Source organism: Bacteroides sp. AF25-38AC, from assembly GCF_003602995.1.
GTDB classification, from domain to species: Bacteria; Bacteroidota; Bacteroidia; order Bacteroidales; family Bacteroidaceae; genus Bacteroides; species Bacteroides uniformis.
The window spans coordinates 18,428-42,155 of sequence record NZ_QTMD01000010.1; the positions used below are offsets into that span (position 1 = coordinate 18,428).

Genomic DNA, 23,728 nt, shown 5'->3' on the forward strand with positions numbered 1-23,728 from the left:
CGTGGCGATATGGTAAAATGCGTGATGATACAGCTATGCAGATGTCTGTTCGGACTGTCCTACCTTGCCTTGTATGTCCTGCTCTGCTACCAACTCTTCGGCTGGATGGCAACGCTCCTTATCATGAGCGTTCAACTGTTCCTTGCCGGATGGTTGATTTGGGCAATGATACGAGCACCCGATTAAAAGCTATGATTTAGCAGCTCAACAACAAATCATGGCAACACCGTTGTCGGGTGATTATGTATCACATTAAAAGACAATAGAAATGATAAAATGTAATGTTACGGTATGCGGCGTCATCGGACGTGATGCGTCGATACGCACAAACAAGGAAGGGAAAACGTTCTTGGTTTTCCCTCTTCGAGTGATGATTCCTGACACAGACGGGAAGACTATGCCTATTGAGGTGGATGTCAGCAAAGATACTGCCGGAGAGGAGGTCTCCAATTATCGAAATGGTTCCCGCGTTGAGGTTTCGGGGACAATGTATCTCAAACACCGTGGTGACAAACTTTATTTCAATCTTTTTACTAACGAAATTCGTACAGCTACGGCAGATGTGAAGGATACGGTCAAAGGCGAATTGGTATTTCGAGGTAAGGTCGGGCAGCATATCGAGGAAAAAAGGGATAAGAAAGACCAGCCTTACACAATGTTCTCGGCATTCAGTACGGAGAAAGTAGAGGATGGCTTTGAATACCAATGGGTACGTTTTTTCTGTTTTGGCAAAGAACGCGAAGCATGGTTACAGCCAGGCGTGCGAGTGGATGCCAAAGGTGAAATAACCCTTTCGGCATATAACGGGAAGGTGAATGTTTCATGCAAGGTGGAAGAACTTGTACAGTATGTAGCAGATTCGTCTAATTCCAATCAGTAAAGGATATGGCCGGATATAAAAAACAGCACACGGACGGGCCGAACAGTGAGGATAAAGCATTAGACCTCTTCGCTGAAATGATGATTGAGAAAATCGAGAGTATCCGTAAGGATTGGAGAAAGCCCTGGTTCACGGAAGGAGCGTTGCAATGGCCCCGCAATCTTTCCGGACGTGAGTATAACGGCATGAATGCCATTATGTTGCTTATACACTGTGAAAAGGAAGGTTACAAGATTCCGCGCTTCTGCACTTTTGAGTGTGTACAACGGCTCAACAAATCCGATAAGGACAATCAGGAGAAACCTCGTGTTTCTGTACTTCGTGGAGAGAAATCATTCCCAATCATGCTGACTACATTCACCTGCATACATAAGGATTCTGGTGAGAAGATTAAGTATGATGACTACAAAAAACTATCTGATAACGAGAAGAAGGAATACAATGTTTATCCGAAGATGCAAGTATTCCGAGTCTTTAACGTGGCACAGACCAACTTGCAGGAGGCAAGACCGGAGTTGTGGCAAAAACTCGAAAAAGAGTATTCGCTATCGAAGATTGAGAACGGAGAACATTTCAGCTTCGCGCCCGTCGATGCGCTGATAAAGGACAATCTGTGGATTTGTCCGATCAAACCACAGCATCAGGATAACGCTTACTACTCTATATCGAAAAATGAAATCGTTGTGCCGGAAAAGGAGCAGTTCAAATCCGGAGAGGCGTTCTATGGAACACTATTCCATGAGATGACACACTCAACCGGTGCGGAAGGAGTTCTTGACCGTATCAAGCCGACAACTTTCGGCTCGGCAGAGTACGCGCGCGAAGAACTGGTGGCTGAGTTAGGCAGCGCATTGGTCGCCCAACGTTACGGCATGACGAAACATATAAAAGAGGACAGTTGTGCGTACCTCAAAGGATGGCTCGACGAATTGAAGGAATCGCCGCAATTCATCAAAACAACTCTGTTGGATGTGAAAAGGGCGGCTTCTCTGATTGCCCAAAAGGTGGATAAGATTGCACAGGAACTGGAGCAGAACATTGATGAAGAACAAACAGCAGCACCGAAAGAAAAAGTGTATTATTCTTCCGTGGCCTATCTTCAGCTTACCGATGACACGATGCGGTTGGACGCATTCAAGGATAAGGGGGACTACGAAGGACTGCTGACTCTCGCCAAGGAGTATTATGACGGTAACGGCATTAACGAAGAATATACTTATTCTTCTCCCATACAGAACCGAGGAGACAATCTTTTGATTGAGGACAAGGATTTTGCTGTAGTGTACAATGGGAGTGTCGGGGGAACTTATGACGTGATGCTGAAATTCACGGAAAAGGAAGTACGCGACCATATCAGGCGTTATGGTATTGAACATGCTGGAGATACGTTAAAAGGGGTAGCCAAGGAGATGGCTGCGGAACAATTCGCCATCATGACACAGCAAAAGACTCCTGCATTTGAAATGCCAAACGGTGACGTGCTGTATGTCAGTTATAACAAAGAATCCGACATGATAGATGTCGGGCCGGTTACTAATGCGGGAATTGTCGCACAACATCGTTTTCCATACGATCATAATGCTTCGTTGGATGCCAACCTGCAAACTGTGAACGAAAAATTGAATGATATGGAGGAATATCGGGAAGAGCTACAAGAGGCAGAGTACGGTGGCAGAATGCGCCGATAAAACAGAAAAAAGATGCGGAGCAGGTTTGCTCCGTACCTTTTCTTGTTTATTTGCAATTTATTACTCTAACAAATTATCTATCATAGACTGTAAATTTGTTATATCGCAATACTGATTATGTCCCCCTCTGTAATCTTTCGCATGTTGGGCTGTCCGTATCCAGAAAGAATCAAGTTCTATTTTTACACTGCGACCTATTCGGGACAAACCGGAAGAGTGACTGATGTAAACGAATTTGCCGTTGCGTTCAATGAAACAAGAGGTATTATAATGCCCTTTTAAGTTGGATATTACTTTTGCGCCAACGGCTGTTGCGTACTTGGAAATCTCACGTACCAAAGCTGTTTGAAAACTGCGGTATTCTTTTGAAACATAGGCTCCTGCATCTGCAAGGATTGCGTTCTGCCATTTGGTATAAAAATTCCGTGCCATATTTTTAAATATTAATTCTGTAAATAATTCTCCCAAATCTCTTTGTCAATAGTTAATTTGTTCATTTCCCAATCGTATTCCACTTCCGGCATATCAGAATAAGGGAAGTACACAGTGTAGCCTATCTGTCCATAAGAACAATGTAGCGGTATAACGCAAATCTCCTGACCACAATAAGGCTGTGGCGTACAATATTTCTTCCAATCAAAACGACCTGCTGCTATATTACAGCAAAGTAATTTTAGAGTTACTATACCTTTCCAACTCTGAAAATCTTTTTTATAACCTTTTTTCATACTACTAATGTGCTATATTATAATAAACTTCGGGTTCACTTGACACGTTGTAAATCCAGCTTCCGCAACGTACCAATAGAGCATTCTTGCCATAATAGAGTTTCTTCATTCCGGTTATACTTCCTGTTATGTGAAAGTTAGGGAAACGACTGATGTCTATTTTCTGTGCATCGCATCTGTAGAGTGTTTTAGTTCTCATTGCATTTATTTTTTTAAGTTGTTTTTTATTTCCCTCTTCTTGAAGCCTTCCGACTTCACCCAAGAGGTTGTTTCATGTGCATTTTCAACGGTGGATGCAAGAACTATGAGCAAGTAACCGGAATGAAATTTTATGAATACCGGAATCTGTGATTGCGGAAGGTTACGTCAAATTTCATTTCAGGTAGCAACAGCGGTACTTGAACATCGTTTGCCACCGTACCTTTGCGCACGAAACAAACAACGGTGCATGTCGGGACTGTGAGAATGTAATACAATTAGAACAGGTAATATAGAATCGGTAAAAGAGGCTGTGAATTGGTAACAGAGGTTCGGCAGAACATGGTCTATAAAAGTAACCGGACTGTTATATAGGAAGATGATAACCACCCGCTTGAGTTGCGGGTGGCTTTAAAAAAATTATATGGAGTATCAGAAGTGATAGTCGATGACTCCTCCGATATAGAGTATCGTTCCCGGTTCAAGCGTACAGACAAATTCCATAAATGCAAAAGATTTTTCGGCAAATGACTGGTATCCCTCTCCGTCCAAATAGAAATGATACGCAATATCCAATGGATTTTCCAATGCCTTTTCAAGTTGATAAACAGGGCCTACAAACTCCAACATATTTTCCGTCGTAATAGCTTCAGCTTTCTTACGGATGTTAGTCACAAAGTTCTCTTTCCATTGTTCCACACCACCAATGTAGCGCATGGTGTCATCACCTACAAGTTCGAACATATCTTTGGGTAGGGCAGTATTGACCAAATAACGAATATCTTCCTTACGTTCTTCGTCATCTATCTCCGCACAATAGTCATAGAAACTGCCATCTCCCTGATGGAGAGTGTCTTCATTCAGATAGTTTTCTTTTCCTATCCACATTTTAGAAATCTGAAAAATTCGGCTGTGCATAATTTTAAAATTTAAATGATTAAACTTTATTCCCTTTGCTTGAAGCTCTTCCGGCTTCTTGTCAGGAATGATTTTTATGCGAAATTGACAGTAAGGAAAGGATGGATAAGGCAAGTGAATAGTGAATGGAATGAAGTGGAATACCCAAATCTTCGATATGCGGAAGGCTGCCACAAGTATCCGGAAACTGTTAGCGCAGCGTTACTTGACGACCATTCTAAAGCTGTATCTTTGCATACAAAATCTCTCAGATAAGAACTGCCGATGTGCGATATAAAGAATATCCGGATTGGAAGAATATAAAAGACTGGAGAAGCACTCTGCGACTGTATAAAAGGGCTGAAAGAGACAAAGTCTCTCCAATCTGCATGGCAAATTAGAGAGGCTTATCGGATAATGATAGTTCGCTGAACGCTGTCAGCATACCGTCATTTCGTTTTCTGCATCGGATTAGTCTTAGCCTGCGGCATATTCATAGATGTTACAGAAAGATTTGTCATTTTCATCTTTCCATTGTTCGGCAATAGCAAGAATTTCTGTTATTGATTCGACAGACTGACCGCTTATCTCCTCAAACCACTTGAATATTTCTGTCTGGTTGACAAAATATTCCTTGTACCGTTTGCCGTCTGGAGTACATAGGTCTGCAATGTACTGGTCGGGAAAGTATTTGCCCTCTTGGTCATTTGTCCAATACTCAGCCAGACTTGGCTCTTCCGATTGATAGAAATAACATAGTGTTGGGAATTTCTCACATACAAGTTCAAATGTTTCATCACACGGAGACCAAGCTGTTTCCGTTGTGAATTTCAAGATATTACCCTCCATTTCGAGGTTACTCCAGTCACCTCGGCAATGAATTTTGTTATAATCGCCACCCAAAGCATTCACAAGGCATCCCAACCATGTTTTACCGAAACCGTTAGGAACAGACGGTTCTTTCTGTTCTTGTAACCTTTTCATCAACTTGTAGAGGCTCTTTACTTCTTCCGCGTCACCCTCTATAGCATATGACGCACTGCACCAATTTGGCATAATCGTAATTTTTTATATTAGAATTTCTTTTATTCCCTTTTTTGAAGCCTTCCGACTTCGTCCAAAAGGAGTGTTTTCATGTGCGTTTCAAACGGTGAATACAAAAACAACGGACAAGGAATCAGAAATGAAATTTTATGAATACCGGAATCTGTGATTACGGAAGGTTACGTCAAATTTCTTTTCAGGTAGTGACAGCGGTACTTGGACACTGTTTGTCCACCGTACCTTTGCACACGAAAACAAACCTACGGCGTATGTCAGGCCAATAAATGTGTTATACTGTTAGAAATGGAGTACGACGAGTAAAAAAGGAATAAGAGCGGTAACGGGAGTTCGGTGGAGCATGGCTATAAGAGTAATCAGGCTGAATATACAATACAAGGAAATGCTATCCACCTGCTTTGGCTACAGGTGGATATGTTGTTGTCATTCCGCACCTCTTATGATGGTGAGTTGGTCGGGACGGTTAGGAAACCAATAAGAATCACTGTCAATATATACACATCTGCCACTATTACAGAGATTCCCAAAAGCTAAGACCTCACAAGGTCCAAATATCACTCCATAATCGTTTGTAAACGCCACCATATCTCCCACACTCAAGTCGTTTTCCGTATCCATCACTTTGGAAAGGTGGTCGTAAAACTCAATACCTTCAGCTTCACGTTCTGTTTTCCAACGCAAAAAGTCTTCTTTATGACTTCTACCGGTATGTATCGGTGATAATTCTGAAGGAAAAACCTCCGCTTCCGAAGTATCAGATGCAATCAAAATAACGCTATCCTCTTCAATGTTTTCCGGAATAGAAGCCACTTGGTAAACCCCATTAGACAGACCACTATCTGGGTCATGCCAATAAAGAAGATTACCCAGCTTGATAAAATCGTATTTTCCCATATTCTTTGATTTATTATTTCCCTTTGCTTGAAGCTCTTTCGGCTTCTTGCCGGGGATTGATTTTTATGCAGGATTAACAGTGGAATAAGGGCGATAAGACAAGTAAACAGTGAATGGAATGGAACGGAATACCCACCCTTCGAATGTCAGAGCAGAAGCAGGCTTGTCCTTTTATACCTTGCAATGAGAAGGGGACTGAAAGTCAATCTTTGATTTGAGGAAGGCTGCCGTAAAATATCCAGGAACCGTTAGCATAGCGGTGCTTGACAATCGCCCGGACACTGTACCTTTGCATATAAAATCTCTTCGGCCAGATTTGCCGATGGTGCGATAAGGGAATACTCAGAATGGAAAAACATAAAAAGGGGTATCATGTTATAGGCGAAATATATAACAGAGCTAATATAAGTCCTAAAAAAATATTTTTGCTATCTTTGCCAACGTATTATATAATATTAAGAACATAACAATGGAAAAAACATTTACACAAATCTGTGAATTGTTCGATCAATTCTCAAAAGATGCCAACCTCCAGATGGAGAAAGGCAACAAAGCTGCCGGAACTCGTGCCCGCAAAGTATCACTTGAACTTGAAAAACTTCTCAAACAGTTCAGAAAAGAGTCACTTGAAGCATCGAAATAACTTTCATTCTGGTTCTGACAGTAGGAATATGGCGAACTTCACGTGTACCATATCGAAAAAGCCTCTTCGCTTCACAGCGGAGAGGCTTCATTGATTATGACAAAGTTAAACATCAATTATGCGAAATTTCTATTTCGCTTTTGGAAAAAACAACTCCACTTTCGTATGTCTGTTGGCTTCCACGGGCATATAGTCGGCAATTCCACCTTTGCTAACTCTGATAATCCGCTTGGCTGGTATTCCACGTTGTTCCAGTTCTGCGGTAATAAAACCTGCTCTCGATATACTCAAAGAATCATTGATACTTGATGTTCCTGTAGAACTGTCGGCAGCACCAGTTACCCTCACGGATAAACTGTATTTCTTAGCTACACGAGCCAGTTCGTCAAGATTAAGCCTCTGTGAGGTATCCGTCAAATGTGTCGTATTGAGAGCAAAGAAGAAATAGATGGGTGCACCGATGCACTCTCCATCAGCGTATGAAAGAACCGTGGAATCCATAGCGAGAGTGTCCTGATGGGCGGACAGCACATTTCGGGAAGCCGTATAATTATACGATGGCTTTCCATTCTCAGTCTGAAGAATAGTCGTGTCAAGAGGTGACGACCCGTCCCAATAGCTATGCTTCAACCTTGCACGAAGCGAGTTCAAACCGCTATAATTATTTATAGGATATCTGCATCCGGTTATATCGTCGTTGTCAAAGATATGGCTATATGTATCGAGTAGTCCTTCGATTTCCAGAATTTTCTTTAATTCCACGAGCGTTCGCTTGTCTTGATTGTGACGTCCCACATAACGCCTGTTCTCCTCCGAAAGGAAGTTACCATAATCGACAAGCAGTTCGTTCCGATGGATGTAGGGTGCCGTATCCACCGCGCGCTTCCAGCCGACCTTACCGAGATGAAAGGTGAATCCGGCAGTCAGCGAAAGCATGTGATCGCCCGGACGGTTTGGATAGCCATACCCGTCGAAATCCTGGAATGTAGTTGTGTTAGAGAGTTCCAGCATAGCACTAACCCGTTTGGAAATACGGTATTGTGTTTGTATGCCGTAAGAAAGCGCAAAGGGATTGTTCCCGTTGGTGGCGTTATGTAGCAGACCGACACCCATAAAGGGTGCAAGTCTCCAACGTACCTGTTCCTGTCGGGCATATCTGCGTCCAAGGAGATTCCACAGGAGATCTGCATGGATATAATGGTAATCCTGCGTAGATAATTGTGCATCCTTAAACTGCAAGCCACTATAATTTACCCTTGCGCCGACCAAAGGAGTAAACCACTTGCCGACAGCGAGGCTGTACGAAGGTTTCACTCGTCCAAAAAGGTCTTCACAACCGAGAGGTGTACCAAGAAAAACTGTCGCACCTCCGGATATGCTAACAAACCAGTTGCCGGTTCGGGATGCCGGAAGTAGCACCCCGTTGAGATAGACGGGCTGCATCGGTTGAAGCAATTCCGCTACTTCATAATGAATAGTGTGTCGTACAGTGTCCTTCTGTACGGGTTGTACACTTGCTTGTGCCTGCAACGTGCAGAGCAAAGCGAAGATGAAAATAATTTGTTTCGTCATATTCCAATGATTTCATTAGTTATACTTTTAATCAGGTGTAAGGCGTATGCCATTTACCGTTTAGATTTCTTGCCGATAGTCGAGCGCATCATGCGGCTCGCCATCCTCATACAGCGGAGTGCCCATGCTCGATTGTCCTCGTCCTCGTCGCGTCCCCATTTGAGGTCACTTCCTCCGCCTCCACCACCATGTGATTCGGCAAATGTAGTGGCATCATCTACCATTCCGAGAAATAGCATTGTCGCACAGTGCATGATTTCCGTACCCCGCTCGGCGATAGACTGTACCAGTGAATCGTCAAAGAGCTGTCGTTCTGAAACATTCATTTGTGCCGATGCGTTACGATACTCGCTGATTATACTCTCCAGTAGGACGTCTTTAAACAAGCTATCCACTTTGGAGTGTACATCACGGGAATATTGATAGGCCTCCTCTTTGAGTTCTTCGGTACGTTCTTCAATGGCCCCCATATCCTTTTTCAGTTCGATGAGTTGCCGGTCAGCCGTCTGCAACTTTTCCTGCTTGTCTGCCAGTTGTCTGATGATTCCTTGCAGCTCTTTTTCCAACATTTGTATTTGGATTGCCAATTCTGCCGCATTGCCTTTGTTTTCTTTTAAATTGTACTCGGCTGCCGATAACAAGGTTTCTTTTTCAGTTTTCTGCTTTTCAAGATTGCTAACCATTGTCGTAAGCCCTTTGACTCTGCGTTCTGCCAACCGGATGTCTGATTGAAGTTCACCCAATACCTGTTGGTGGCGTTTGATATTATCCTCGATTGTTGTACACTCTTCAGACAACATTCGGCGGTATTCCTCAGTCGTTCTGTGCCGTGCACCCGTTTCGGATATGCTTGTTCCTCTTGACATTCCCCACTTTGTATTGACTTCTGCGAAAAAGTCCGTATGAAGTTGTTTCATTCTTGCACTATATTCAAACTTATCCTTACCGGCGAAGATTTCCTTGTACGCAAAGCGACTATCCTTGATTGGCAGAAGCGTACAGTGGATATGCGGGTTCAATTCATCCAGATGTACAATGAATGCAGCGATGTTCTGCTCACCATATCTGCCACAAACGAATGAATAAACATCCTTCGCCCAGCGTTCAATGTCACGCTTCCGTTCGATGCGGGTATTGTCCGCACCTTTTTCAAAGTCCACCTGTTGCGTACCGAAAGCAAGTTCCTGCATTCGCTTCCGTGAACCGCCGAAGATAATATTTACCACCGTGCGGTATTTTGGTTCGAGCAGCCCCTCATTAGGATCTTTGATTCCACGGTGACTTAATATGTCCGCCATCCGTTCGGGAATGCTACGGCTTGTGTCGATGGGATGTATTTTACCTCCGGGCGCAATCTCGAAGTTCAGCCGTTTACGCGTAGGATCATAATTTCCCTTACTCATAGCGTACTTCTCTGCCTTTTCACTACGGTCACGCAGATGTTCATTACTTTGGGCGGTGGTAATCCCTTTCGACACCTGCACGTCGAGTACCTGTTTTTGATTAGCCATACGTTTTTTATATTGTTGCGGACAATCTACCGTGTCCCAGCTTGCTGCTTGTTCGGACACCCTTCCCACCGACGTCAGGCAGGTGGGGTATTAGGCTCCCCCTTCCCTTTGTTCGTGGCAGACGGGCAAGCCCGGATGCCTTCTATAACTGGCAGGGGTCTTCACTGGATACAAAAGTAGATTGTTGCGGTTATACGTTCTGTTTTCAATCTCCAATCTGGTACGTTGCCTCTTGTGCCTTTGCAGCGAATGCCAGAAAAGGCTTAAAAAGCGTTTTAAGGAACTCCCTGTCATCTTCATCATAATCGGTATTGTCATCCCTATCTACATCAAGAATAAGCCCGGCAATACCTTTCGAAGTTGCGACAAGTCCTGTCCAGTCCCCATACAATTCCAATCGGAAGTAGTCCATAAACTCTGCACTGTCGTCGAATCTCGACTTACGCAGTGCCCGTTGTATGGCGGCAAATGCAATGCACTCCAAAGCTACCATACGAATCTTGACAGCCCGTTCATCATCATCCGCTGCCAGATTGATGCGAGTGATACTGTCCGGAGATGGGCAGTTATCGCATATGCCAGCTTCATCCATTGCCCGGCGAACAAGTTGTTCACACTTGATACCGGTCTCGTCAAGGGACACTTTGCCGATTATCCAATCGGACAATACCTCACGTAGCTGTTCTGCAAGGTTCAACTTCTTCTGTCCATTGCAAGACTCCGTGGATTGGCTGGTTTGCACAGTCATGGTAATGATGACGCTTTTGGAAAGCCGGATGCGATTCAACAAGCCGAACTCTTCCATTACATCCAAAAAAGAACGGACAGTAGCCCTATGCCAATGCCATTCCGATGAAAGGTCGGAAACAGTCACGTGGCACTGGTTGGGTTGAAGTTCGTAGCCTTTGTTCCTTAAAAAAGGGGAAACAAAACCTGCCAAAGATTTATCCAACAAATCACAGAAGGCTTCTGTCTTTGTTTTTCGTTCACCGACTTTTTCCTTGAGGTAGTCAAATACTTCTCTGTCTGCCAATATAGGGACAGCTATTTTCTGCTTGGTTTTCATTTTCATTTCATTTTTAAATTATTACTATTGTGCGGATATATCAGTGTTGCCGCTATCCGCATCTTGCGGCAATATCGCGTGATGATGGTCATAATAACTTTCGGCTAATAGTCCGGGGAATTTCATCCATTCAGAGATTATGCCTATGTCCTGAAATTCGGTCATGACCCGAACAGAGGGATAGAACAGGGTAGCCAAAAGAAGATAGGCGGCAGTTACCGCCGTCGTGTACAAGTGTGGAACAAAACTGATGGCCAATGCCACCAATGAGAGTATGGCAAACATACATGGTCGGTCACATAAACCTCTTAATAACTTGTCCGCTCTCCTAAATGAATATATAGCGGCACAGACAGCGGTTGAAAGAAAAATACCTAACTCGCCAACATGTCCGCTGATGTAAACATAGTGGAAGAGCAATAGCAGAATCAATACGACCCGTACATATAGTTTACGAGCCTTTACACTGTGTATCATAGCATCATAGAACCTTACCATAAAAGAACGGTGGCTCTTGTACAATGCTAATGGCAATACGAAAAGTATTATACAGAAGATAAGTTGTAGTATATTCCAAATCATAAATAATAGGGTTTTTCGCGTATTTGAATGGGTGGTATCACCAACTCTAATTGAACAATATTGTGGGTGGCCAACAGGATGATAACTTCGGCATCCCTCGGTGAAAGGTATATCGCTGCTTTCTTAATACGTTGCTTGAACGTATGCTCCTGCTTGCGGTAGGCTGCCAATGCCTTATCCAGTTTATGTTCCGGAATTGTCCATGTCATGCCTTTGGCGTATGAGCCTTTGTCTTTGTAAGCCCGCAGTATCAACGTGCGGGAGACAATATAGTTGATATATCCGTTTCTTGACAAAGCATACTCCTTGTAGAAATTGTCATCAACAACCTCTATCCACGTCCGGTATTCCCTAATCCAATAAACCATTTGTCGGTATAGTGTATCCCGCATAACATGGCCATTAAAGGAAATTCATCAAGAGATCGTCTTTATTCTTCTTATACTTGAATGTGCCACTTTTGGAATGAAGTTCCAAATCAAGGCACAGCTCGCCGTACATCTGCTCAAGAGAATCATAGATGGTAACAAGAATGCTATTTACCTTACCGTCTGCATCTGTCTTGCAATTCATCTTGAACATCTGTCCAAATGCCGGGTTGGAGTATGCACAGGTGCTATGCCCGAATTTGTCAGCGTGCGTGGGGATGTGGTGGTAGAGAGTTATAAGCTCCATATCGTCCTCAAACAGATCCATCACTTCCTCCAAGTCGTAAGGGTCGCGTAGCGGGAAGGTCAGTAGGGCGTAGTCACCGTAGAATTGTGCTTCCTCCATTGTCGTCACATCAAGTAGTTGCGGTAGTTGCAGAGGGACAAATGTCATAAAGTCATTGAAAAAATGTCGTAACATATTCATATTTTTATATTGTTAGAGCGTCTGTATGAAAATATCCATAAGCATTCTTGGCAATTCAGTCAGTTGACCACTTTCCGATTGCAGGATTCGGCTCAAGGTTTTGAACGTCACAGGTGTCTGTGCCGCCATCCGGTCAAGTTGTTTCCGTTCTTTATCGGAAAGCAATGTCATAGAGAATCCGTCCAGTGAAGTATAAGGTTGGATAAGCATCCATATATAGGCATGTGCTTGCGAAGAGGTCTTGATTTTTTTGTTCCGAACATCTTCTATACAAATCTGCATATTTTGTATTTGGCGACGGTTGGTGCACATCGTCAAATAAAGCATAGCCTCCCGATAGGTAATCTCTTTTCTCTCGGCGGCAAGGAATATCTGCGAACAACACTGTTCGGTACCACGTGTGATGTCAGCCATACTCTCACCCTCGAAATCGTGCAAGTGAGAGAGGAACGCACGGAATATGGCATCTTCTTTAGTGATATAAGTAATCAGTTCATTGCGGCTATGTATGCCATTACGGATAGTTCGGGTCAGTAACATACGGTATGCCGCAAGGATTTGCTCTTTGTTACCCTTATGAAACGGAAGGTTATCCAGTGAGTTGAAAAATGGGCGGATTTCTCCAGCGGCATGATGCAATTCTTCATCATTGTTATAAGGTGAGAACTCTCCTTTGAGAGCCAAAAGTTCCTGATAAGTACGCGTCTTTGAGAGGGCTAAGCGTGAGAACTCAATGCGGATAGAATCATGCAGTCTGATACACTCTTCACGCTGATTGGAATGGGGGTGACTGATCGTATCATTCCGGAAATGCCTAAAAACAGAGTCTTTTACAGTTTGCCATTGTAGGATATGTTCGGTCAATACTTGAAATGAAGAATCTTTCTGACGTCGTATATTGTACAAATACTCCCTGTATATTCCGGCAGGATCGTTCGTAGCTTCAGACAATGATTTGCCATTTCTATCGCTGCATGATATCAGGCCCAATATGGTCAATGAAACGATACATCTTCCAGTCAAAAATGATGGAGTCTTGTAGTATGATTTTAAAATTTTCATATTCAACAATTCATATTTAACAATGCAAATCTATATATTATTTTTGTTGCAAAAGCCCTTTTATATCGCATTTAGTATAATTTTTGGTATCATATTAACAATATGATTGTCAATGAAAATAAGTGCAAGAAAAAGAGCTAAAAAAAGGATTCAGCGAGATTTTTTCCACGATATGATTTTAGATTCAAATGAAAGTGCTATATTTGCACTTGTTATCAAAACAGTGTATATTAAAATGGCAAAAGTTGGCTATATATTCAAGGAAAATAATGACAGTTTTGATGCTGAGAGAGAATGGATGCAGCGATACGGTTGTGTACAAATCGTAGAGGAAACAGTTGAACATGAAACATTGAGACCTATGTGGAAACAGCTTATGGCGAATCTTCAAAGGGGCGATGAAATAGTCATATCCAAATTCAGCAATGCCGCACGCGGCTTAAGAGAACTGGCCGCGTTCATCGAACTATGCCGTATCAAAATTGTACGTGTCATATCCATTCATGACAGAGTTGATACTCGCGGTGAATTATTCCCCGGTACGACAGCAGCCGATGTGTTGTGGATAATAGGGGCATTTCCGGAAGAAATTGCCGCACTACGAAAATATTCCGCTCATGTCGAGAAGTTACGCCAGAATATCAAAGCCCCGGCTGTGCCGAAGGTATTACCTAAAGCTGAACGAGATAAGACAATCGTGGATATGTATATCAACGGTCATTCTTTCGATGATATTTGGGCTGCAAGCGGTTTTAGCAGCAAAAGTTCTATTTGGCGCATACTCAATAAATATGGCGTAAAACTTGATCGTGGCCAAACCAGCGGTCCGCGTGTCAAACAGAAACCGGAAGAGGACGGAACAAATGAAGGTGATTCCTGATAGAATTTTCACATAATCAAGATCGTATATTTGTTTTTCGGTTATTATTTTGTATTTTTATTATTGTTAAAACTATAAAAGTAAGACTTATGGGAGATATTATAATTGTATTGCTGGTATTCTGGGTTGTCGGCAAGCTCCTGAAGGGCGTGTTTGGCGGTTTCAGTAAAAGCAGTTTCAAAGATGATAAGTAGGCCAGCCAAGGGATGGGTACATACGGTCAAAAAGACTGGTTCAAGAGGCGTGAAATTGTAAAAAGGGAGTGGAATGGAATAAATATAAACGGAGCTTCCGGCAACAGGAATCCAGGATATATCGGTTGAGATATACCCTGAATACATGTCGGATATTGTCTGTCCGGAGATGTTTAGGCTTTCCACCTATATCCCTCGTCTGTCAGTTCCAAGTATTCCTCTAATCCCGGTTTTACGAAAAAGACAATTTCAAAGGCTTCGTTACTTCCGTTATCGGGGAATGTCATGTCGGTTTCTCCATTTCGGATAATCCCTTTACCCACGTTGGAACCAAGGTCTTCATCCGCATAGGCATACAGAAACTCGATGTCCGGAAATTTCTCGGAGAGTGTTTGGATAAGCAGCGGCACACCTGCCCAAGCCGTATCAAACCAAAGCACGTTCGGTTCTTCAAAATTCTGATTAAGGGCATTCCATTTTGTACCCCAGTTGGCGATAGACCACTCGTACCAAGTGGTATAACCGTACTTTCTTTGATTTTCCAGATACAATACTCCAAGCTGTAACGCTTCTTTTCTGCCTTCTTCCGTCAATCCTTCCATCCATTGAATGACTTTCAAATCGTCCGGAGAATTGAATGGCTTGCGTTGCATTGCTTTGAGATATTTCATACCAAATTCCCCAGAAGTGGACGCCTCTATCAGTAGGTCCTTTGGCATAGGGATAATGTTGTTGAAATCAATATAGCAAGGCGTACTGTCTTCATCAGTTTCTCCTTTTAAGAAATCCATCACATTTTGTACTGTTTCTCTGTCTGCGTTTATTTCTAAACGGTTTGTTACATAATTGGGCATGATTTTAATTGTTTAAAAATTGGTTAGTATTAACTTTTATTTTCCCTATTGTCGGTTCTTTACTGATTGAACCGTTTTGGGATTTATGGATGCGGCAAACGGCTGTTGATACAGCTTCATACGGCAACTTTTCTTGCCAAATTACTCTTGCGCAGGAAGGAAGAATTTTGCAAGAAATACATTTCAAGTAGCCGAATCAAGCGCGACAGCCGACCTTTGCATCTGATAAAACCAAACCGGTGATAGGATGAAGAATAGATGGGAGATAAAATGAAAAATAATTAATATAAAAGAGGAATGCTATTCTTTTTGCAGAAATATAAAAAAGGAATAGAATGATATAATTATAAAAGAAGGACTATTATTGCCCTCTCAATTATAAGAGGGTATGTTCTCAAACCCCGACCCTTGTTTGTAATAATGTAATACCGTAACACCTCCGTTAAAGGTCGTTACGGTATTTTTTTGAATTATTCTTGTGTTACTTCCATAGCCTTGCTGTATTCTTTGATTTGCTCCTTTGTCAGCCATTCGGGTTTTTCGTTTCCCCGGAAGCTGTCGTGAATTTTCGTCATATACTCAATTTGTGTCTTTTCAGAACCAGCCCACAAACGACGAGGACTTTTGTTTCCAAAGCCAAGATAATATTCACAGTCGGCTTGCAAACGACCCAATAACATATACCTGAATTTTAAATCATGCTGTAATACTTCTTCTATTGTCATACTCGTTTTCGTTTTAATTAAGTTTTTTATTTTCCCTCTTTTCAAGTTTTTCGACTTTGCCTGAAGGGTTGTTTTTCATGTGCGTCCCAAACGACGAAGCAGGAACGCAGTGCAAGGAATCGGGAATGAAATTTTATGAATACCGAAATCTATGATTTAGGAAGATTACGTCAAATTTCATTTCGGATAGCGTAGCGATACTTGGATAGCGTTCGTTCGCCGTAATTTTGCACACGAAAACAAGACCGGGCGAAAGTCTGGATAACGACAAGAAATATCAACATTCATTACATAAGGGCTGTAAAAGAGAGCAGGCAGTTACGCTGCTATAAAAGGGAAACAAGGAAATTAAAAAAGTGGGCACGGGGCAATCTGTAAAAAAGGTGGCTGCCGCCTGTCTTCGGGCAAAAGAAGATACCATACCGATAGGATTTAACCAGTACGGTATCTCTTTGGTAGTCATCAGTACCATACTTTCAGAAAACCATTTAAAAACATTCGATATTCGCCTCTTGGAAAATCTGCGGGGCGTGCTGATAAAGCAAAGGAAGATTCAATACCGCCATTGGATATTCCACAAATCCGCTTCTACGCTTGTAACCGGAATAAGTCGCTAAATTATTTGTCTCCAGAAACTCCATTGCATCCGGATAATGGTTCACATCAATAAATGTACGGTCTGGCAAATCGAGTGCATCCATGCTCTCCAAATTGACGGATAGCACGATATACTCTGCTTCATCTTCCACACTTTGCAAAGTAAGTGCTAACCAGCCATTGCCATAAAATTGAGGCATGAGATAAAAGCGTTCTCCACGAAACTCGTATTCTTTCCGCATTAGGGAGCTGTCCGGCTCTACCAAGCAAAATTCATCCTCTCCAGAAACAAATTCTGTTGATGGGTCGCTGACATCCATATACGTTCCATTTACATTGTGACACAAATACTCTGTATTTTCTGAACGAACAATCACAAATTGAATTTCCATACTTTTAAAATTTAGCTATTAAACATCATATTCTTTTTTTCCCTTTTTTCGGAAGCCTTTAGGCTCCTCCAGTCGGGATTTGATTTTTACGTGCATTCAAGATTGCCTTTAAGGAAAAGCAGGCAAGGAATTTGGACAGAATTTTTACAGTTGCGGTATGGAGCGTATGCGACATTTGAGCGATTGATAATCGGGAAAGCTACTGAAAAATTGTGTTCAAATAGCGTAGCGGTACTTGAATATTTTTCCGTGGCAATACCTTTGCACAGGAAAAAACAAGTCCTGACTGGTAGCAGCCTGAAACGAAATAATTTCGTTTTATACAAGGGTAAAACGGAGTGATAAAAAAGGGAATGACCACACAAAGAACAGCCGACAAAAGTCGGCTTTCTTTTGTTCCTGTGGGAGGAGCTGAAGCATTCAATCCGTTACATCATAATAATAGCTTAGCTCGTCATCTTTCAGATACTCCATTGCATATTGACTGGCTTGTGCCCAAAGGGTATTATACAATGTCGCAATTTCCGGCCTTGTTTCATAATACTGCCATATCTTATGGTTAAGCACTAAAACCAGTTCCGTGAGATACTTGTAGTTCTCTTTCCACTCCTTAAAAGCACGGTTGAAAGTGTCCTGTACCGCCGAAAGACCAAATCGGTCAGCAATGGAAAAATCATTCCAAAAGGTTGTTTGCAATTCATAACCGTTCTCTAACATAAATTCTCTGAATGTCATAATGCCTCAAATTTTAAAGATTAATATTTTATTTATTTCCCTTCGATACTTCCTGTACCGAAAAGTTGATTATTTTTCTGCACACGGGATTGGCGGCCAGAACAGGCAAGGAGGATGCGGAAAATACACTCTTCGATATTTCGGAGAGGAAGATTTTACATCAGCAAGTGTCAGCGGTCCTTGACAGGACGGACAGCCGGCAATCGAATTTTGCAGGGAAATAACCAGGCTTGCGGGACAGAAATATAGGGGGTAGCTGGGATGGGGCTATAAAGGAGGGCCGGAGTCTAAAAAAGGAAACTGGCACAAGCGGCCACCTACAACAGTTGGGCGGGGACATTCATAAATGTGTAAAAAGGACTGGTTTCCCACCACATTTTTGCAGAAATATACGGCATAAAACACAAGTGCCGTAACAGCCTCTTGAGAAAGCGTTACGGCATTTGTTTAAGTACAGGTTACAGGCTTTTTACCTGAACGAGGTTGTCCTGTAGAGTTTTCCAGCCATACACTGCTGCCACATAGGGGTGGAGGGAACGTGTAACTTGGCGAAAACCATTCTCGTCAATTTCATAGTTGTAGATTTTTGCGGCAATCTGTTCTGCGTCGTCACGATTTTCAGCGACACGGTACAAAACATAATTCGTGCCATCATGGTGCGACATACGGCCTCGTATATCGTAGCCGTCACCGTACCACTCTGCATCATACTGTGTAGATTGTAATATCCCGGCAATGTTGTCACCCAAAATTTGATAGCCTTGTTTGCGTCCGTTCCACAATCCTAAATCTCCAAATGCAATAATGACTCCATTGACATCCTTGTTTAGGTTCTGCCGCTCATCCCCCAATTCATTATACACTTCGTCCGACCACTCTTCATCGCTGACTTTGTAGGCATCATCGTCCAGTTCTTCTCGCTTGAAATTTTGATAATACTCTCTTGCTGTTTCATCCAATAGAGCATCACTTGACCAAATTATTTGTTTCATACATTCTAATTTTTTATTTTCCCTTCCCTTCAGAGGCTTTTACCTCGTCCGGTGGGATTTGATTTTACGTGCAAACCACAAGGCGGAAGAAGGGAACAATGCAAGGAGGAAGCGGAATCCGAAGGATTTCATTTGAACGGCATTGACTGCAAATGAAACGCGCCTTGCAGGTTCACGTCCGACTTAACTTCGCACTGTAAAATTAATGGACGGCGGACGTAACCTCACTTTTGGGAAGAATATATGGTTATAAGAGGGACTGGAAAGCTGCTCAGAGGTATGGAATTGAGAGAGTCTTCTTTTTTCTATTGAAAATCGTAATCTGCCTGTTCATCAAGCGGAGCTAAGTATAACAGTATTACCGGGTGAAGATTTCATTTGGAGCTTGGCATCGCAACAGCCACTTATAAAAGTATGATGCGTATTAATCCGGTCATGAGCAAAACAAAAGCGACCAGAAGGTCGCTTTGTTCATGACAAGACAAGAATTATTTCTTGCCTTTTTTCACGGGCTTTACCGGCTTTTCAGGAACATCCTCCTTTTCGATAGGAGGATAAAACTTGACAGCCACCATAACAACACGATTGTGCTTCACACCGACCTTGTCGGTCCACTCTTCAGGCCTAAAGTAGCCTTCAATGGTGAGCATCGTACCTTTGGTCAGTTGGTCGAATGACCCAGTATTCTCGTTTTTACGCCAAGTCTCAATATTCATAAAGGCTGAAATGCGGTTGGTTTCCTCGGCATTCCTTTCCTGACGGCTTACGGCCAATGGGAAACGTGCGACACTGCTGTTGGTGAACTCTCGGATTTCAGCGTCTTTACCTAAGAATCCGGTTACTGTGAAATTGTTTTCAATCTTTTTCATGTTGAATTGCTTTTAGAAGTTATTAAATCAATTTTTACACTGCCTAAAAAGTAGATACCGTTTAAGGGATGCACCAAGGATAGCGCGTCAATACGCTTTATTTTTAGCCACAGGCAAAATCGAAGGCTCGATAAAGGAAGATTGAGGCGGCTACGCCATTGGTTAAGACAACCATGTCGTTCCCGTCGGCATACTATCTTTGCAGAGGAAAAATGATGATTGCTTCGATAAAAAGCGATTATGGAAAATGGGAAACAAGGAAACCGGTAATGATAAGGAAAAAGAGCAAATCCAAATGTCGGCACAAAGGCGAGACATCCGTCCGAAAGTCAGTGAAGAATAGCAAAGCCAAAGCGAGACATGCCTGGCTTGAATTGAGACTGTAACAAACAGAATACCGTCCAATCAGAAAAAAGGTCACTACATAAGGAATGTGTCAGCCAAGAGTGGACAGAAGCGTAGGTAGCCCATCCTTGGAGGATAGTGATATCTGCATCGAAAAAAAATGGAACTGGAAGGAAAAACGGCAGGGAGAACCAGACTTTTCACAAAGTGGTTTCCAATTCGCTTTGCGTGAATGGCTGGTTTCTACAAAAGGAAGTGGCGCAGCCAAAAGAAAAAGTTATAAAAGGAAAATGGAAGTAAGGCTGAAATGGGTGATTCCATTCCAGCCAGTCCAAGGTGTCATTGAAATTCAACCATCATAATACGATGCTCGAATATTTTGGTTTTGTCGCTGGGACGTCGCTGGCAAACCCAAAGGTGTCGTGCACCGTAACCGTATGTGAAATACTCATCAAGTGGAGTTTTTTTCTCCAACTGTCTCATGCTTTCACGCAATTCCGCCTCATTGCCAGAAAAAAGAATCGTGTTAATGATTCGGAAATAAAGTTCAGTTACCTCGTCACAATAGGGGCAAAAGCTGTGTTCAATTGTTACTTTCATGCTTCTTTTGATTTTTATTGTACTTCGATTATATCTTCAATTCGACCATATAGGACAGAACGTAGTGCGGTTTTGTCAATGGCATAATATTCGGCAATATGTCCGTGTTGTTTCACGAAATACCGTTTGAGAACATCGGAGAAGTCAAAACGGTAGCCCATTAAAGCGATACCTCTTTTGAAATGGCAGCACTCTTTCACATTGTGGGTGAGCCAGTTTTTTTCTTCCCGACTCAACTTGTCGCCATTATCAAGACGTTCCCGTAATTTGTAAACCTTGCTATCTTTCAGTTTTTCCAATTCGGGCACATCCCATTGGACGAATTTCATTGCTATCTGTGTCATGGTTCTATGTTGTAAAATTGTAAAAATTACTTCGTCACAGTATTTAATAATCTCTCTTTGCTGTAGGATAGACCATAATTTTACTTTATCTTCCTTCTACTCATTCAGTTACTAATTTGACCTTCCATTCTCCCTGAGAGAATATTCTAAAGCTCACGTACTCGTCTTCAAATTCATAGGTTAGAATCTTGATATAGACTTTATCTTTGTCCTCCAACGATTCTACCAATTTTTTGATTTCTTCTTCTGGATACACCCAACGAGAGGAAAATTCTGCATCTACACTATCACCATATCGATTGGTAAATTCGCTGAAAGTGTCATCCAAGAAATCCTCTATTTTGTCGAGGTCTGTTTTATTTTCCGTTCTTGCATGGAAAATGTTGGTTGCATAATTTGCCATAAATACTAAGTTTTAAGTTTGTTACTTTCCCTCCTGTAGCATTTCACTTACTTTCGGGCTTGATTGAAATTATGTCGCTTCAACAGGTGGCATGGCTATGTATGCAGGGTTTCACTACAAAATACTACCTCTGCGAAGCGGAGCGTGGAGATTTTATAGTGAACCTTCAGGTTACAACCTTGCATACATAAAGACATGGCAAATACCTTTGCGACACAATTCCCATCAGGCAGATCGAAAGTTGATATGCGAGCATGTGGGAGTTTACTCGGTACGGATGTGTGTAAAAGGTGTCTATGAAGTAAAAGAGTATCGCAGCGAAAAGAGAAAAGAGGCAAGAGCTTATCTTCTCTTTTGGCTGTATGGGTAGAATGGGAAAATCACAAAAGTAACATGAAAATCCAGTTTGGTTTAGTTTGTTAGCCTTATATATGCTAAACTAAATTAAACTAAATATAGGCAGGCATTTTTGGCTGCCTGTACAAAAAAGATTATCTTTGCTACAAGCAATACAACTTCAAGAGATAAATAATTTGTATTCTCTTTATGAGCTGCAAATAATTTATTATTAAAGTTAGGAGCAAATTCTTCGAATGATGAGAGCAGATAAAATTGCTCGGAATGCACTCTGAAAGCAAACAAACGAAAAGAAAGAAACAGAGTGCAAATAGAAAAACGAGAAATCACTTTAATTCCTATTTTTGTTCCTTATTTGTTTCTCCATTAAAATCACCCTCTTTATAATATATTGATTATGACATATTTAAGTGTGTGTTTTTAAGAGAGTTAAGAATATTGCCAAGTAACGGATAGTTTGATTCACAAAGATTGGAATTCTTCCTCATAAATCCAAATAATAGTTTAGTTTTCTATAAAAATCTTATCATTTTATTTGTTTACCGACACAACACACGAAAAAATACATATTGTTCCGGTGTGTATTCTGAAAAACACACAAAGTGCTCCTCCATTTCTGATGCCTCAAAAACGGAATATATTTCTTTACATCATTATATGACTCCCAAAACAGCTTTTTTATTGCGGATAGAGAAGACTATCCGTTACTTGGTAAGTAACGGCTTGACAAAGCAAATTATAATGATACTTATAAAAATAAAACACTTGCTTTTTGCATCGGGAAACATGCTGCTATTGTGGGTGTTTTACAACTTCACCTTCTTCATGTTGGTCGCTTGTAGTCACCGTGAGCAGGTTTACTCCCTTGAAACTGAAATCATGATCAGTGCCGATTGGAGTCGGTCGGGATTGAATGAGAAGGAACAGGATTATGGTGCCACCACTGTATTCTATCCTACAGACGGCAGTAGTCCCATTATGGTACTGATGGGCGACCGAACGTATAAGACTGTGTATCTGAAAGAAGGACGTTATGACGTTGTTCTCTTTAACCGTTCATTTGACGATTTTGGTAACCTGGGCTTTAGGGGAGAAGATGCCTACCGGACGTTGGAGGCACATGCCACAAATGTGGTGACAAAGAATGTCCCTTCCACGGAGATAATCATTATGGATAGTCCCGACGAACTTGCAGCCGATTGTATGGAAAGTTTTGAAGTGACTCCGGGCATGTCGGGAAACTATTCATCGGGCATGACTAACTGGGGGAGCAAAAAGATTGACGGTAGTAAAAATGGTTGCCAGCTCTGTTTCCTTCCCCAAAAACTGACTCAAAAGATAACAGTTAAAATCCGTATTAAAGGAATGAACAATATACGTAATGCCACTTGTAAATTGGATGGTATTGCAGAATCTGTGTTTCTCGCTTCGGGACAGATTTCAGAAAAGACTGTGGCGCAGGAGTTTTGTCTCGGTAATCCCGTTTATAATTCCGGATCGGCGACGGACGGAACACTAAGCGCCTCTATCAGCGTGTTTGGTTTTGATACGGAGATTTCACATAACCTGCATTTGAGAGCAGAATTGGTGGACGGGAAAACCACATTTGAAGAAAGTTTTGATGATCTGAAAATAAGCCAGTTGGAAGAAGGAGATGGAAGAATGAGCATTTTCATCGACATGACGTGCGAAAAAAAAGTACCGAATGTGAAAGTTGAAGGAAGTTCGGGTTTTGACGCCAACGTGGATGACTGGGAGGATGAAGTGAACAGTGATATAGATATTTGAGGACATAATTAATAT

30 protein-coding genes are annotated in these 23,728 nt (G+C 42.0%); 8 read left to right on the plus strand and 22 right to left on the minus strand.

Annotation, left to right across the window (positions count from 1 at the left end):
* Positions 1-9 precede the first annotated feature (9 nt).
* The 3 genes from DWY55_RS08540 to DWY55_RS08550 all read left to right on the plus strand — a co-directional run bounded on the left by DWY55_RS08540 (position 10) and on the right by DWY55_RS08550 (position 2,568).
* Complete coding sequence (locus tag DWY55_RS08540; RefSeq protein WP_010183082.1) at positions 10-186, plus strand: hypothetical protein; 177 nt, start codon at positions 10-12, stop codon at positions 184-186.
* Positions 187-268: 82 nt separating this feature from the next.
* Positions 269-880, plus strand: coding sequence for a hypothetical protein (locus tag DWY55_RS08545; RefSeq protein WP_005836739.1), 612 nt, complete (start codon positions 269-271; stop codon positions 878-880).
* Between the two features lie 5 nt (positions 881-885).
* Positions 886-2,568 carry a zincin-like metallopeptidase domain-containing protein gene (locus tag DWY55_RS08550; RefSeq protein ID WP_007761471.1) on the plus strand — a complete coding sequence of 561 codons (1,683 nt, stop codon included), beginning with the start codon at positions 886-888 and terminating at the stop codon, positions 2,566-2,568.
* Positions 2,569-2,628: 60 nt separating this feature from the next.
* Here the strand turns inward: DWY55_RS08550 and DWY55_RS08555 are convergent, their stop codons facing one another.
* From DWY55_RS08555 to DWY55_RS08570, 4 genes are all read right to left on the minus strand, one after another.
* The gene (locus DWY55_RS08555; protein WP_117795495.1) at positions 2,629-3,000 is read right to left on the minus strand and encodes a hypothetical protein; all 372 of its coding nucleotides are present in this window, start codon (positions 2,998-3,000) and stop codon (positions 2,629-2,631) included.
* 11 nt (positions 3,001-3,011) lie between these two features.
* The gene (locus DWY55_RS08560; protein ID WP_117795497.1) at positions 3,012-3,296 is read right to left on the minus strand and encodes a hypothetical protein; all 285 of its coding nucleotides are present in this window, start codon (positions 3,294-3,296) and stop codon (positions 3,012-3,014) included.
* Positions 3,297-3,300: 4 nt separating this feature from the next.
* Positions 3,301-3,495 (minus strand): hypothetical protein, encoded by a 195-nt coding sequence (locus DWY55_RS08565; protein ID WP_004313635.1) that lies wholly within the window; start codon positions 3,493-3,495, stop codon positions 3,301-3,303.
* A 431-nt stretch (positions 3,496-3,926) separates the two neighbouring features.
* Complete coding sequence (locus DWY55_RS08570; protein WP_005836731.1) at positions 3,927-4,412, minus strand: hypothetical protein; 486 nt, start codon at positions 4,410-4,412, stop codon at positions 3,927-3,929.
* 15 nt (positions 4,413-4,427) lie between these two features.
* Here DWY55_RS08570 and DWY55_RS22580 point away from each other — a divergent pair, with 15 nt between their 5' ends.
* Entirely contained in the window at positions 4,428-4,667 is a 240-nt protein-coding gene (locus DWY55_RS22580; protein ID WP_005836729.1) for a hypothetical protein, read from the plus strand.
* A gap of 201 nt (positions 4,668-4,868) precedes the next feature.
* Here DWY55_RS22580 and DWY55_RS08585 read toward each other — a convergent pair whose 3' ends face one another.
* A complete protein-coding gene (locus tag DWY55_RS08585) occupies positions 4,869-5,447 on the minus strand; it encodes a hypothetical protein (RefSeq protein ID WP_005836727.1) in 579 nt (192 codons plus the stop codon).
* 429 nt (positions 5,448-5,876) lie between these two features.
* Positions 5,877-6,347 (minus strand): hypothetical protein, encoded by a 471-nt coding sequence (locus tag DWY55_RS08590; protein ID WP_005836725.1) that lies wholly within the window; start codon positions 6,345-6,347, stop codon positions 5,877-5,879.
* Between the two features lie 469 nt (positions 6,348-6,816).
* Between DWY55_RS08590 and DWY55_RS08600 the strand changes: the two genes are divergently transcribed.
* On the plus strand, positions 6,817-6,990 hold the full coding sequence (locus DWY55_RS08600; RefSeq protein WP_004308720.1) for a histone H1: 174 nt from the start codon (positions 6,817-6,819) through the stop codon (positions 6,988-6,990).
* Positions 6,991-7,119: 129 nt separating this feature from the next.
* Here the strand turns inward: DWY55_RS08600 and DWY55_RS08605 are convergent, their stop codons facing one another.
* The 7 genes from DWY55_RS08605 to DWY55_RS08635 all read right to left on the minus strand — a co-directional run bounded on the left by DWY55_RS08605 (position 7,120) and on the right by DWY55_RS08635 (position 13,638).
* Positions 7,120-8,562, minus strand: coding sequence for an OmpA family protein (locus DWY55_RS08605; protein WP_009293493.1), 1,443 nt, complete (start codon positions 8,560-8,562; stop codon positions 7,120-7,122).
* A 53-nt stretch (positions 8,563-8,615) separates the two neighbouring features.
* A complete protein-coding gene (gene mobV, locus DWY55_RS08610) occupies positions 8,616-10,073 on the minus strand; it encodes a MobV family relaxase (protein WP_032558384.1) in 1,458 nt (485 codons plus the stop codon).
* A 205-nt stretch (positions 10,074-10,278) separates the two neighbouring features.
* Positions 10,279-11,139, minus strand: coding sequence for a hypothetical protein (locus tag DWY55_RS08615; protein ID WP_005836721.1), 861 nt, complete (start codon positions 11,137-11,139; stop codon positions 10,279-10,281).
* Between the two features lie 24 nt (positions 11,140-11,163).
* Positions 11,164-11,721, minus strand: coding sequence for a hypothetical protein (locus DWY55_RS08620; protein WP_117795501.1), 558 nt, complete (start codon positions 11,719-11,721; stop codon positions 11,164-11,166).
* A complete protein-coding gene (locus DWY55_RS08625) occupies positions 11,718-12,113 on the minus strand; it encodes a hypothetical protein (RefSeq protein WP_005836719.1) in 396 nt (131 codons plus the stop codon). Before DWY55_RS08625 ends, DWY55_RS08620 begins: the two co-directional genes overlap by 4 nt.
* 10 nt (positions 12,114-12,123) lie before the next feature.
* A complete protein-coding gene (locus DWY55_RS08630) occupies positions 12,124-12,570 on the minus strand; it encodes a hypothetical protein (protein ID WP_007761496.1) in 447 nt (148 codons plus the stop codon).
* A gap of 18 nt (positions 12,571-12,588) precedes the next feature.
* Entirely contained in the window at positions 12,589-13,638 is a 1,050-nt protein-coding gene (locus tag DWY55_RS08635; protein WP_117893053.1) for a hypothetical protein, read from the minus strand.
* Positions 13,639-13,873: 235 nt separating this feature from the next.
* Between DWY55_RS08635 and DWY55_RS08640 the strand changes: the two genes are divergently transcribed.
* Positions 13,874-14,518 (plus strand): recombinase family protein, encoded by a 645-nt coding sequence (locus DWY55_RS08640; RefSeq protein WP_029257182.1) that lies wholly within the window; start codon positions 13,874-13,876, stop codon positions 14,516-14,518.
* A gap of 367 nt (positions 14,519-14,885) precedes the next feature.
* Here the strand turns inward: DWY55_RS08640 and DWY55_RS08650 are convergent, their stop codons facing one another.
* The 6 genes from DWY55_RS08650 to DWY55_RS08690 form a co-directional block, all read right to left on the minus strand.
* Positions 14,886-15,566 carry a hypothetical protein gene (locus DWY55_RS08650; protein ID WP_005836710.1) on the minus strand — a complete coding sequence of 227 codons (681 nt, stop codon included), beginning with the start codon at positions 15,564-15,566 and terminating at the stop codon, positions 14,886-14,888.
* 470 nt (positions 15,567-16,036) lie between these two features.
* Complete coding sequence (locus tag DWY55_RS08660; RefSeq protein WP_007761505.1) at positions 16,037-16,291, minus strand: LPD11 domain-containing protein; 255 nt, start codon at positions 16,289-16,291, stop codon at positions 16,037-16,039.
* 488 nt (positions 16,292-16,779) lie between these two features.
* A complete protein-coding gene (locus DWY55_RS08665; protein ID WP_008669094.1) occupies positions 16,780-17,280 on the minus strand; it encodes a DUF4313 domain-containing protein in 501 nt (166 codons plus the stop codon).
* A 420-nt stretch (positions 17,281-17,700) separates the two neighbouring features.
* Positions 17,701-18,015, minus strand: a complete 315-nt coding sequence (locus DWY55_RS08675) for a hypothetical protein (protein WP_005836700.1) — start codon at positions 18,013-18,015, stop codon at positions 17,701-17,703.
* A gap of 458 nt (positions 18,016-18,473) precedes the next feature.
* Positions 18,474-19,007 carry a hypothetical protein gene (locus DWY55_RS08685; protein WP_005836698.1) on the minus strand — a complete coding sequence of 178 codons (534 nt, stop codon included), beginning with the start codon at positions 19,005-19,007 and terminating at the stop codon, positions 18,474-18,476.
* Positions 19,008-19,495: 488 nt separating this feature from the next.
* Positions 19,496-19,876 (minus strand): single-stranded DNA-binding protein, encoded by a 381-nt coding sequence (locus tag DWY55_RS08690; protein ID WP_005836697.1) that lies wholly within the window; start codon positions 19,874-19,876, stop codon positions 19,496-19,498.
* A gap of 473 nt (positions 19,877-20,349) precedes the next feature.
* On the opposite strand from DWY55_RS08690, the gene DWY55_RS08700 reads away from it, so the two are divergent.
* Complete coding sequence (locus DWY55_RS08700; protein WP_225982693.1) at positions 20,350-20,583, plus strand: hypothetical protein; 234 nt, start codon at positions 20,350-20,352, stop codon at positions 20,581-20,583.
* Here the strand turns inward: DWY55_RS08700 and DWY55_RS08705 are convergent.
* From DWY55_RS08705 to DWY55_RS08715, 3 genes are all read right to left on the minus strand, one after another.
* Positions 20,561-20,821: a hypothetical protein gene (locus DWY55_RS08705; RefSeq protein WP_004308737.1), complete on the minus strand. Its 261-nt coding sequence runs from the start codon at positions 20,819-20,821 to the stop codon at positions 20,561-20,563. The genes DWY55_RS08700 and DWY55_RS08705 overlap by 23 nt on opposite strands.
* Before the next feature lie 14 nt (positions 20,822-20,835).
* Complete coding sequence (locus DWY55_RS08710; protein WP_117795509.1) at positions 20,836-21,165, minus strand: molybdenum ABC transporter ATP-binding protein; 330 nt, start codon at positions 21,163-21,165, stop codon at positions 20,836-20,838.
* A 100-nt stretch (positions 21,166-21,265) separates the two neighbouring features.
* Positions 21,266-21,568 carry a hypothetical protein gene (locus DWY55_RS08715; protein ID WP_005836695.1) on the minus strand — a complete coding sequence of 101 codons (303 nt, stop codon included), beginning with the start codon at positions 21,566-21,568 and terminating at the stop codon, positions 21,266-21,268.
* Positions 21,569-22,666: 1,098 nt separating this feature from the next.
* Between DWY55_RS08715 and DWY55_RS08725 the strand changes: the two genes are divergently transcribed.
* Positions 22,667-23,713 carry a DUF5119 domain-containing protein gene (locus DWY55_RS08725; RefSeq protein WP_227224231.1) on the plus strand — a complete coding sequence of 349 codons (1,047 nt, stop codon included), beginning with the start codon at positions 22,667-22,669 and terminating at the stop codon, positions 23,711-23,713.
* The last annotated feature ends 15 nt before the right edge of the window (positions 23,714-23,728 follow it).